Origin of the sequence: Curtobacterium aurantiacum (assembly GCF_018598555.1) — a bacterium.
Classification (GTDB): Bacteria; Actinomycetota; Actinomycetes; order Actinomycetales; family Microbacteriaceae; genus Curtobacterium; species Curtobacterium aurantiacum.
On record NZ_JAHEWN010000019.1, the window covers coordinates 22,454 to 33,523 of the forward strand.

The 11,070-nt window shown below is 70.2% G+C and carries 10 protein-coding genes; 9 read left to right on the forward strand and 1 reads right to left on the reverse strand.

What is annotated here, in order from left to right:
* The first annotated feature begins 55 nt into the window (after nt 1-55).
* A complete protein-coding gene (locus KK087_RS14785; RefSeq protein ID WP_214544932.1) occupies nt 56-412 on the forward strand; it encodes an Rv2175c family DNA-binding protein in 357 nt (118 codons plus the stop codon).
* A 70-nt stretch (nt 413-482) separates the two neighbouring features.
* On the opposite strand, the gene KK087_RS14790 is transcribed toward KK087_RS14785, so the two are convergent.
* On the reverse strand, nt 483-1,601 hold the full coding sequence (locus KK087_RS14790) for a polyprenyl synthetase family protein (RefSeq protein ID WP_214530807.1): 1,119 nt from the start codon (nt 1,599-1,601) through the stop codon (nt 483-485).
* Between the two features lie 96 nt (nt 1,602-1,697).
* On the opposite strand from KK087_RS14790, the gene KK087_RS14795 reads away from it, so the two are divergent.
* From KK087_RS14795 to mraY, 8 genes are all read left to right on the forward strand, one after another.
* Nucleotides 1,698-2,102, forward strand: coding sequence for an SCO2097 family morphological protein (locus KK087_RS14795; RefSeq protein ID WP_214530809.1), 405 nt, complete (start codon nt 1,698-1,700; stop codon nt 2,100-2,102).
* 688 nt (nt 2,103-2,790) lie between these two features.
* Nucleotides 2,791-3,222 (forward strand): division/cell wall cluster transcriptional repressor MraZ, encoded by a 432-nt coding sequence (gene mraZ / locus KK087_RS14800; protein WP_017886616.1) that lies wholly within the window; start codon nt 2,791-2,793, stop codon nt 3,220-3,222.
* A 106-nt stretch (nt 3,223-3,328) separates the two neighbouring features.
* Nucleotides 3,329-4,294 carry a 16S rRNA (cytosine(1402)-N(4))-methyltransferase RsmH gene (rsmH, locus tag KK087_RS14805; RefSeq protein WP_214566321.1) on the forward strand — a complete coding sequence of 322 codons (966 nt, stop codon included), beginning with the start codon at nt 3,329-3,331 and terminating at the stop codon, nt 4,292-4,294.
* Nucleotide 4,295: 1 nt separating this feature from the next.
* Nucleotides 4,296-4,982 (forward strand): cell division protein FtsL, encoded by a 687-nt coding sequence (gene ftsL / locus KK087_RS14810; RefSeq protein WP_214566323.1) that lies wholly within the window; start codon nt 4,296-4,298, stop codon nt 4,980-4,982.
* Between the two features lie 49 nt (nt 4,983-5,031).
* Nucleotides 5,032-6,801 carry a peptidoglycan D,D-transpeptidase FtsI family protein gene (locus KK087_RS14815; protein WP_214566329.1) on the forward strand — a complete coding sequence of 590 codons (1,770 nt, stop codon included), beginning with the start codon at nt 5,032-5,034 and terminating at the stop codon, nt 6,799-6,801.
* Between the two features lie 14 nt (nt 6,802-6,815).
* Nucleotides 6,816-8,462: a Mur ligase family protein gene (locus tag KK087_RS14820; RefSeq protein ID WP_214530817.1), complete on the forward strand. Its 1,647-nt coding sequence runs from the start codon at nt 6,816-6,818 to the stop codon at nt 8,460-8,462.
* Nucleotides 8,459-9,967, forward strand: a complete 1,509-nt coding sequence (locus KK087_RS14825; RefSeq protein ID WP_214566331.1) for a UDP-N-acetylmuramoyl-tripeptide--D-alanyl-D-alanine ligase — start codon at nt 8,459-8,461, stop codon at nt 9,965-9,967. Before KK087_RS14820 ends, KK087_RS14825 begins: the two co-directional genes overlap by 4 nt.
* On the forward strand, nt 9,964-11,067 hold the full coding sequence (gene mraY, locus KK087_RS14830; protein WP_214530820.1) for a phospho-N-acetylmuramoyl-pentapeptide-transferase: 1,104 nt from the start codon (nt 9,964-9,966) through the stop codon (nt 11,065-11,067). The genes KK087_RS14825 and mraY overlap by 4 nt, the downstream gene beginning before the upstream one ends.
* Nucleotides 11,068-11,070 lie beyond the last annotated feature (3 nt).

Sequence of the window (11,070 nt, forward strand, 5' to 3'; positions counted from 1 at the left end):
GAATGTGACGAACGGTGCGGATTCAACCAGGCGGTCACTCTGGCACCATGGGCGTGTGAGTGCCGCACCCGCCGACGACCTGACCCTCTCCGAACGCTGGCTGACCGTCCCCGAGCTGGTGGACATGTTCAGCACGAGCCCCGGACGGATCCACCGACTCTTCGAGCAGAAGACCCTGCTCGCAGCCCGCGTCGGCGGTGTCCTGCGGGTGCCGGTCGAGTTCCTGGAGGACGGGGAGCCGATGCCCGAACTCCGCGGCACGCTCATCGTGCTCGGCGACAACGGCTTCACCGACGACGAGGCGGTGCGCTGGATGCTCACCGTCGACGACGCGATGGGCACCACGCCGATCGCGGCGCTGCGCGCCGGTCGCAAGGCCGAGGTGCGTCGCATCGCCCAGTCGCTGCTCTAGACACGTTCCGGACGGACGGGAGGCCCGTGGCGGTGTCGCCAGGAGCCTCCGGTCCGTCCTGGGGTCGCGTCTAGGCGGAGCGGCTGCTGACCGTGTCCGCCAGCGACGCGAGCTGCTCGCGTGCCGACGGCGTCAGCGGCGAGGCGTCGAGCGCGGCCTTGGCGCGCTGCACGTGCCGTTCGATCGACCGTTCCACGGCGGCCACGGCACCGGACTCGGTCAGGGTCGCGCGGAGCATCTGCACCTGCTCCTCGTCGAGGTCCGGGTCGCCGAGGAGTTCGTCCAGCAGCTGCCGCGGGCCGCTCGCCAGCGTCTTGCGCGCCGAGGCGATGAGGACGGTGCGCTTGCCCTCGCGCAGGTCGTCGCCGGCGGGCTTGCCGGTGACCTCGGGGTCGCCGAACACGCCGAGCATGTCGTCGCGGAGCTGGTACGCCACGCCGAGGGGGAGTCCGAAGGCGCGGAGGCCCTCGAGCTGGGAGTCGCTCGCACCGGCGACGAGGGCGCCGATGACGAGCGGCGCCTCGATCGAGTACTTCGCCGACTTGAAGACGATGACGCGCTGGGCGCGGAGCAGGTGCTCGGACTCGTCGATGACCGGCCAGGCGGTCTCCTCGTGCACGTCGAGGTACTGGCCCGCGGTGACGTCGAGGCGCATGGCGTGGAACTCCTGGCGGACGATGCGGGCCCGCACCGGGTCGAGGAGCGCGAGGCCCTCGTCGAAGACCGCGTCGCTGAGCGAGAGCAGGAGGTCGCCGAGGAGCAGGGCGGAGTTCGTGCCGTACTGTCCGCGGTCGCCGACGAAGCCGGACTCCTCGTGCAGGGACTCGAAGCGGCGGTGCGCTGCGGGGCGCCCGCGGCGGGTGTCCGAGCGGTCCATGATGTCGTCGTGCACCAGGGCGGCGGCGTGGAAGACCTCGAGCGCGGCGGCGACCGTGACGATCGCCTCGGCGGTGGTCTGCCTGGACCCTTCGGCCAGCGGGTCGAACGAGCCCGAACGGCCCGCCACCGACTGCCATCCCCAGTAGCAGAACAGGGCACGGAAGCGCTTGCCGCCGGACAACAGGTCTCGGGCGTACCGGTCGAACGGCGCGAGGTCCGGGCTGATCGCGAGGAGCCGTTCACGCTGCTCGTCGAGTGCCCGGTCGATACGCGCCGATACGAGGTCCACTAATCGCGTACTCTCAGCCACGATCCCTACCCTAGTGGAGTGGTCGAGGCATAGAATCGGTCCACTCAACCCGCGTTTTTCAACCCCGCGTCGATCCCAGGAACAGAGGGAACCAAGATGCCGCTCTCGGAACAGGAGCAGCGCCTTCTCGAAGAGATGGAGCGCAGCCTCTACCAGAACGATTCCGATTTCGTGGCTCGTGTCACACGTCGACAGGGTCGTCCGACGTACACAGCCATCACGCTCGGGGTCCTCGGCGCTCTCGCCGGGGTCGCCATCGTCATCGTCGGCCTGGTCATGAAGGCGCCGCTGCTGGGCATCCTCGGCTTCGTCGTGATGCTCGCCGGTGTCCTGTTCGCGCTGCGCCCGGGCATGCGTGCCCCGAAGGCGAAGCCCGCGCGACCGGGGCGACCCGCTTCCGGTGGGTCGGCGCGTCCGTCCACCGGCGGTGGCAGCGGCAACGGCTCCTTCATGGACCGGTTGAACGAGCGCTGGGACAAGCGCAACGACCAGAGTCAGTAGCTGACGGGGGTCAGCAGGACTCCCTCCACACTCCTCCACGGGGTCGGCCTTCGGGTCGGCCCCGTTTCGTGTTTCCGGGGCCGGGCTCGGGCTCGGGCTCGGCGGGGCGCCTGCGCGAGTGGTCACGACATGCCGCGCGGTCGACGGCGAGGTCGCACGAACTGTCGGCCGGGGCCCGCGCGAGCGACAGTTCCTGACCACTCGGCGTCGCGGCGCCGACGCGTCGTTGACCGTGCGCTGACCGGCGGCCGGGCGTGGTGGAGCCGGCCGTGCGCCCGCGTGAGCACCGCGGCGGACGTGGGACGGGCCTCCAGGCCGGGGTGGACCGCCGCCGGTGTGTGCGCGAGTGGTCACGACATGCCGCGGGGTGGATGCCGAGGGCGCAGGAGCTGTCGGCTGGGGCCAGCGCGAGTGACAGTTCGTGACCACTCGGCGTCGTGAGCCCGCGGCGCGCCCCGGGACGCTCCATCGGCTGCGAAAGTCCTCCACTTTCCTCCACGCGTCTTCCCGTGCCGCCGAACCGCATGAATCCGGGCTTCTTGCTCCGAAGGCGGGCCACTCATTCCGCGTCAGACGCCCCCAGTAGGGGTGTCGTGGCCCGAAAAGGGAGCGTAGACCTGGGCAGAGGGAGGGGAGTGGAGTAAAGTGGGGCTCGCAACGGTCCGGTGGAGCGGAGGGGAGGCCCGACGTGCTGCTCGGTACTCATGCCCCGAAGCTCGACGAGAAGGGTCGCGTGATCCTCCCCGCCAAGTTCCGGGACGAACTGTCCGGCGGGCTCGTGATGACCCGCGGCCAGGAACGCTGCGTCGTGGTCTTCAGCGCCCGGACGTTCGAGGAACTCCACGAGCGCATCCGGACCGCTCCGATGACGTCGAAGCGCACCCGCGACTACATGCGCCTGTTCCTCTCGGGGGCCAGCGCCGAACAGCCCGACAAGCAGAACCGCGTGACGATCCCGCAGAACCTCCGTGAGTACGCGGGGCTCGAGCGGGACCTCACGGTCATCGGCAGCGGTGACCGTGCCGAGATCTGGTCCACCCCCGCGTGGGAGGCCTACTACGCCGAAGCCGAAGAGGCATTCGCCGACAACGACGAGGAGGTGATCCCGGGGATCTTCTGATCCGCGGATCGGGACTCCCAGCCGTGAAGCCCTGACATCACTTCCCCGGTGTCAGGTCGCATGGATGGGGATCCGGACCCACGGCCCAGGAGACGAGGGGCTGCACATGGCCGACAACGACAACGAGACGCCACGCTTCCCGCACACGCCGGTGATGCTCCAGCGCATCGTCGACCTCTTCACGCCGACGCTCGAGGGACCGGGCAAGGTCGTCGTCGACGCCACGCTCGGCATGGGCGGCCACTCCGAAGGGCTGCTCGAGCGGTTCCCGGAGCTCACGCTCATCGGGCTCGACCGCGACACCGACGCACTCGGCATCGCGGGCGAGCGCCTGGCCCGCTTCGGTGACCGCGTCCGTCTGGTGCACACCGTGTACGACGGCATCGTCGACGCGATCGAGGGCGAGGGCTTCTCGAAGGTCGACGGCGTGCTCTTCGACCTCGGGGTGAGCTCGCTGCAGCTCGACCGCGCCGAGCGCGGGTTCGCCTACAGCCAGGACGCGCCGCTCGACATGCGGATGGACCGGACCGAGGGGCAGACCGCCGCCGACGTCCTGGCCACCTACGACGAGGGCGAGCTCCGTCGCATCTTCCAGCGCTACGGCGAGGAGAAGCTCGCCGGCCGCTACGCCCGGTCCATCGTGGAGCGACGGGCGACCAAGCCCTTCGAGATGTCCGGCGACCTGGTCCAGGTGCTGCACGACGCGACCCCGGTGGCGATCCAGCGCCAGGGGCACCCGGCCAAGCGGGTCTTCCAGGCCCTCCGCATCGAGGTGAACGCCGAACTCAGCGTCCTCGAGCGGGCCATCCCGGCGGCGCTCGACGCCATCGCGGTCGGCGGACGGATCGTCGTCGAGTCCTACCAGTCCCTCGAGGACCGCATCGTCAAGCGGGCCCTGGTGGAGCGCACGAAGTCGAGCGCCCCCGCCGGCCTGCCGGTGGAGCTGCCCGAGCACGCCCCCACCTTCTCCCTGATCGTCAAGGGCGCCGAGCTGGCCGACGAGGCCGAACGCGCCGCCAACCCCCGAGCAACCCCCGTGCGTCTGCGCGCGGCCGAGCGGATCCGGAACTGACATGAGCACGAACCTCGCACTCGTCGACCCCGCGGTCGTCCCGTCGCGGGCCCCGCGCCCCGACCGTCAGCACCGCCCCGAGCTGGTCGAGGTCACCCCGACCGCGGCGCAGCGCCGGGCACGGCCCCGCATCGGGTACGCGGTCGTGGCCGTCGCCGCACTCGGGATCCTGCTGCTGGCCCAGCTCGGCATCAGCATGGTGCTCAGCCAGGGGGCGTACACGCTCAACTCGCTGTCGGCCGAGCAGACGGCCCTGTCCCGCACGCAGCAGTCGCTGTCCGAGGAGCTCCGGGTCCTCGACTCGCCGCAGAACCTGGCCCGCAACGCACAGTCGCTCGGCATGATCGCGAACTCGACACCGGTGTACCTCGACCCGAAGACCGGTCGCGTGTACGGGACGCCGACCCCGGCGAAGCCCGACGAGGCCACGGCGTCGACCGAGAACCAGGTGCCGAACTCCCTGCTGAACGACGTGCCGCTCGCCACGAAGCCGGGCGACACGTCGACCAGCAAGGAGACGAGCAGCACCGGCAGCACCGGCAGCACGGCCGGCGCAGGCGCGTCGGGAGCCACCGACAGCCCCGCCGCGTCTGAGAAGACGAGCGGCGCCAGCGCGTCGGACCAGGGGACGGCGAAGTCGTCCGTAGAGTCCGACGCGAACCCGCTCCAGGCGCCCTCCACCCGGTGACCGGCGGGTCCGCCGCAGCCTCAGCACCGCCCGGGAAGGACCGCACCGCGTGACGAAGACGATCCGCAACCGACGCCTGCGATACAGCATCGTGATGCTCGCCGTGATCGCCCTCGTCGGGGTGTTCGTGGTCCGGCTCGTCGACATCCAGGTCGTGCAGGCGTCGGAGCTGAACAAGGCGTCGGCCCAGAAGCGCAGCATCCCCGTGACCATCTACGGCACCCGCGGGTCGATCGTCGACCGTACGGGCACCCAACTCGCCGACAGCGTCACCCGGTACAACATCACGACCTCCCCGCGCCTGGTGAAGGGCTTCAAGGGCAAGCTCGGCGGCACCCGCATCAAGGAGGTCAGCGTCGGCACCGCGCTCACTGCGCTGGCGAAGGCCTCCGGTGGCGACGTCGCGACCATGCGGAAGAACATCGCCGCGAACCCGAAGTCCGACTTCGCGTACCTGGTCAAGGGCCTCGACGTGTCGCACTACGAGGCCGTGACCGACCTCGGCATCCCCTGGATCTACAAGGAGCAGCAGGCCTCGCGGGTGTACCCGACGGGGGCGACGACGGGCAACATCACCGGGTTCATGGGGACCGACGGTGCGCAGGCCGGCCTGGAGTACGCGTACAACAGGTGCCTGTCGGGCACGAACGGGTCGCAGACGTACGAGCGCGGTGAGGACGGCGTGCAGCTGCCCGGCAGCACCGTGACCACCAAGAAGGCCAAGGACGGCGGCACGCTCCAGACCACGATCGACAGCGACCTGCAGTACATGGCGCAGCAGACCATCGCGTCCGCCGCCAAGACCCTGCAGGCCGAGTCGGCGACGGCGACGGTGACCAGTGTCAAGACGGGCGAGCTGCTGGCGGTCGCGGACTACCCGACGGTGGACCCGAACGACGTCGACGCGACGACGGACAAGGGGGCCTTCGGCTCCCGGGCGCTGACGGACTCGTACGAGCCGGGTTCCACGATCAAGGCCGCGATCGCCGCCGCCCTGATCGACCAGGGCAAGTCGAGCCCGACCGACCAGGCCGTCGTGCCGTACTCGCGCACGTTCCCCTGGGGCGGCACGATCCACGACTCCGAGTTCCACCCGACCGAGAACCTCACGCTGACCGGCATCCTGCAGAACTCGTCGAACGTCGGCATCACCGAGCTCGGTGCGCGACTGACGCCGCAGCAGCGCTTCGACTACATGAAGAAGTTCGGCCTGTTCGAGCCGGAGACCGCGATCGACTACCCGGGCCAGCCGGCGATGGACTACGGCACGAGCCCGAACTGGGACCAGCAGACGAACATCAACTCGATGTTCGGGCAGGGCATCTCGACGACCGCCGTGCAGGTCGCCAGCGTGTTCCAGACCATCGCGAACGACGGTGTCCGGATCCCGCTGCACTTCGTCAAGGGCTGCACCACGGCCGACGGCACGACGATCGACGCGCCCGACGTGCAGAAGCAGCGCGTCGTGTCCGCCGCCGCCGCCACGCAGGTCACCGACATGCTGCAGAGCGTCGTCACGGGCGGCACACTGGTGGGGATGAAGCCGATCTCCGGCTACAACATCGCCGCCAAGACCGGCACGGCCGAGGTGGCCGAGAGGGCGCAGGGCTACGGCGGTCAGCGCATCACGTCGGTGGCCGGAATGGCACCCGCCGAAGACCCCCAGTATGTTGTCACGGTGACGTTCACGAAGCCGCAGACCAACAAGTGGTCCAGCGGAGCGGCTCCGGCGTTCCGCACACTCATGTCCCAGGTGCTCGAGAAGTACCGAGTAGCCCCCTCCGCGTCCGAGGCGAAGCTCTACCCGTCCACGTGGTGAGGAAGAAGGAACACTTGTCCGCACGGATCCCCCCGGTCCTCCGACCCGAACACCCGACCCCGAGGGCCGTCGCCGAACTCGCGAACGCGTTCGGTCTGCGTGTCGTCGGCTCGGTCGACAGCCTCGAGACCACCGGGGTCACCCTGAGCGCCACCGAGGTGCAGCCGGGTGACCTGTTCGTCGGCGTGCACGGTGCGAACCGGCACGGCGCGCAGTTCGCGACGGAGGCCGCCGAGCGCGGTGCCGTCGCCGTCCTGACCGACCAGGACGGCGTCGCACTGGTCGAGCCCTCCGGGCTGCCGGTGCTCGTGGTCGACGATCCCCGCGCCGCCCTCGGCGACGTCGCGGCGTGGGTCTACCGCACGCACCCCGACGAAGCCACCGACCTGCCGCAGCTGTTCGCCGTCACCGGCACGAACGGCAAGACGAGCACGTCCTACATCCTCGAGGGCATCCTCAAGCAGCTCGGCCTGGTCACCGGTCTGAGCTCGACCGCCGAGCGCCACATCGGCTCGCTCAGCGTCACGAGCCGCCTCACCACGCCCGAGGCCAGCGAGATGCACGCACTCCTCGCCCGGATGCGCGAGAGCGAGGTCCGCGCGGTCGCCGTCGAGGTCAGTGCCCAGGCCCTGAGCCGCCACCGCGTCGACGGCATCGTCTTCGACGTCGCGGCCTTCACGAACCTGTCGCACGACCACCTCGACGACTACGCCGACATGGAGGAGTACTACCAGGCGAAGCTCCCGCTGTTCCAGCCCGAACACGCCCGTCGCGGCGTCGTCTCGCTCGACACCGACTGGGGCCACCGCGTGGTGCAGGACTCCCGCATCCCGGTCACCACCATCACGGTGCACCCCGACGTCGAGGCCGAGTGGCACGTCGACATCGTCGAGGCGCACGCCGCCTACACCGAGTTCCGCCTGACCGGACCCGAGGGCCGCGAACTGACCACCCGTGTGCCCCTCATCGGCTGGCACATGGCGGCGAACGCGGCACTCGCGATCGTCATGCTGGTCGAGGGCGGGTTCGAGCTCGGTGCCATCGCGCACGCGCTCGAGAGCAACCACCGTCGCTACGCCGACGAGGACGACACGACCGATCGCGACGGCGAGCCGAACCGGGTCTCCGCCATCGAGTGCTACCTGCCCGGTCGCACCGAGCGGGTCTCCGGCGAGCACGGGCCGAGCGTCTACGTCGACTTCGGCCACAGCGCCGACGCCTTCGAGAACACGCTCGCCGCGGTGCGCCAGTTCACCGCAGGCAGGGTCCTCATGCTGTTCGGCGCCGACGGCGACCGCGACACGACGAAGCGCGGCGACATGGCCCGCGTGGCCGCGGCCGGCAGCGACATCCTCGTCGTCACCGACCACCACCCCCGCTTCGAGGACGCCGCGTCGATCCGCAAGACGCTGGTCGACGCCGCCCGTGCTGCCTACCCCGACCACGAGATCCACGAGGTCAGCCCGCCCGAGGCCGCGATCCGCACCGCGGTGAGCCTGCTCGGCGAGGGCGACTCGATCCTCTGGGCCGGTCCCGGTCACCAGGACTACCGCGACATCCAGGGCGTGCGCACACCGTACTCCGCCCGTGACGAGGCCCGTGCGGCCCTGCGCGAGGCCGGTTGGGAGCCGAACTCCGGTCCGGCGGAGGACGTCCGATGATCGCCATGACCCTCGCCGAGATCGCCACCGCGGTCGGCGGCGAGCTCATCGGCGGTGCCCAGGCGACCGACGTCGCCCAGCCGGGCGACCTGGTCGTCGATGGCTCGGTCGAGACCGACTCGCGCCTGGTCGGCCCCGGCAGCGTCTTCTTCGCCCTGCCCGGTGAGGTCACCGACGGCCGGCGTTTCGTGCCAGCAGCGGTCGACTCCGGTGCCGCCCTGGTGATCACGCCCGAGCGCGTCGACACCACCGCGCCGCAGATCGTCGTCGCGGACGGCTACGAGGCCCTCGCCGCGCTCGCACACGAGGTCGTCACGCGCGTCCGGATGAGCACCGCGGACCGTGTCGACGACGACGGTCGCCCGGCACCCCTGCGGGTCGTCGGCATCACCGGCTCGAACGGCAAGACGAGCACGAAGAACATGCTCCGCACGATCCTCGAGCAGCACGGCGCGACCATCGCGCCCGAAGGCTCGTTCAACAACCACGTCGGCGCCCCGATCTCGATGCTCCGCGTCACCTACGACACGCGGTACCTGGTGGTCGAGATGGGTGCGAGCGGCGTCGGTCACATCGCCAAGCTCGTCTCGATCGCCGAGCCCGACGTCGGCGTCGTCCTCAAGGTGGGCCTCGCGCACGCCGGCGAGTTCGGCGGCATCGAGGCGACGCAGCGCGCGAAGTCCGAGATGGTCACCGACCTGCCCCGGACCGCCACGGCCCTGCTCAACGTCGACGACGACCGCGTCGCGTCGATGCGCGAACTGACGGCCGCGCACGTGGTGGGCTTCGGCACGTCGGCCGAGGCCGACTACCGCATCACCGGCATCGAGACGGACCGCAGCGGCACCCGCTTCACGCTCACCGCGCCTCCCCTCCGTCCGGAAGGTGACCGTCCGACGGACGCGACCCTGTCTGGAGGCCCGGATCACGTCGACGTGCGCCTCGCGATCCTGGGTGAGCACCACGCCATGAACGCGTCCGCCGCGCTCACCGTGGCCCACCTGTGGGGCGTCCCGCTCGCCGACGGCGCCGCGGCGCTCGCGTCGATGACGCGCGCCGAGCGCTGGCGCATGGAGCTGCTCCAGGGCGGCCCCGAGGGCGTCACCGTCATCAACGACGCCTACAACGCCTCGCCCGACTCCACCGCGGCGGCGCTGCGGACCCTGGCGCAGATCGTGCGCCCGGGGGAGCGGACCGTCGCCGTGCTCGGTGAGATGGCCGAGCTCGGGGAGTTCTCCGTCGAGGAGCACGACCGCATCGGTCGGCTCGTCGTCCGGCTCGGCATCGGACAGCTCGTGGTCGTCGGCCGCGGTGCGATGCCGATCCACCAGGCCGCCACCCTCGAGGGATCGTGGGACGGCGAGTCCGTGTACATCGAGGACGTCGACGACGCCGTCCGTGCCATGCAGGAGATGCTCCGCCCCGGCGACGTCGTCCTCGTCAAGTCCTCGAAGTCTGCCGAACTGCGATTCCTCGGCGACCGCCTCGGAGGTGTCACCGAATGATCGCGCTCCTCGTCGCCGGCGCCACGTCGCTGGTGTTCACGTTGCTGCTCACCCCGTTCTTCATCAAGCTCTTCCACCGTCTCGGGTGGGGGCAGTTCATCCGTGACGACGGACCCCAGTCGCACCACACCAAGCGCGGCACCGCGACCATGGGCGGCATCGTGCTCATCATCGGTGCGGTGATCGGGTACTTCGTCGGGCACCTCGCCGGACGTGACTCGATCACGCTGTCCGGACTGCTCGTGCTGTTCCTGATGGTCGGCCTCGGGTTCGTCGGCTTCATCGACGACTTCCTCAAGGTCCGGCGCCAGCGGAGCCTCGGGCTCGGCGGCTGGGCGAAGATCCTCGGCCAGGTCATCGTCGGCGTCATCTTCGCCACGATCGCCCTGGTCGTGCCGACGTCGAACGGCAAGCCGCCGGCGTCCACGATGATCTCGGCGATCCGCGACGTGCCGTGGCTCGACTTCATGGCGCTCGGCACGGTCATCGGCACCGTGCTGTTCCTCGCCTGGATCGTCCTGCTCACGGTCTCCACGTCGAACGGCGTGAACGTGGCCGACGGGCTCGACGGCCTGGCCACCGGGTCGAGCATCCTGGCGATCGGCTCGTACGTCATCATCGGCTTCTGGCAGTCGAACCAGATCTGCGGCGGTGCCCGGCTCGACGCGAGCACCGAGCACGCCTGCTACACGGTGTCGAACCCGCTCGACCTCGCCGTGGTCGCGGCCGCGGTCTGCGGTGGGCTCATCGGGTTCCTCTGGTACAACACCTCGCCGGCGCAGATCTTCCTCGGCGACACCGGTTCGCTCGGCCTCGGTGGCGCCCTGGCCGGTCTCGCGATCCTCAGCCGCACCGAGCTCCTGCTCATCCTCATCGGTGGCCTGTTCTTCATCGTCACCGGTTCGGTCATCCTGCAGCGGGCGTACTTCAAGATCACGCACGGCAAGCGCATCTTCCTGATGAGTCCGCTGCACCACCACTTCGAACTGAAGGGGTGGGCCGAGGTGACCGTCGTCGTCCGCTTCTGGATCATCGCCGGGCTCTTCGTCGCGGCGGGGGTCGGGCTCTTCTACCTCGAATGGATCGCACGCGTTGGTTGACCC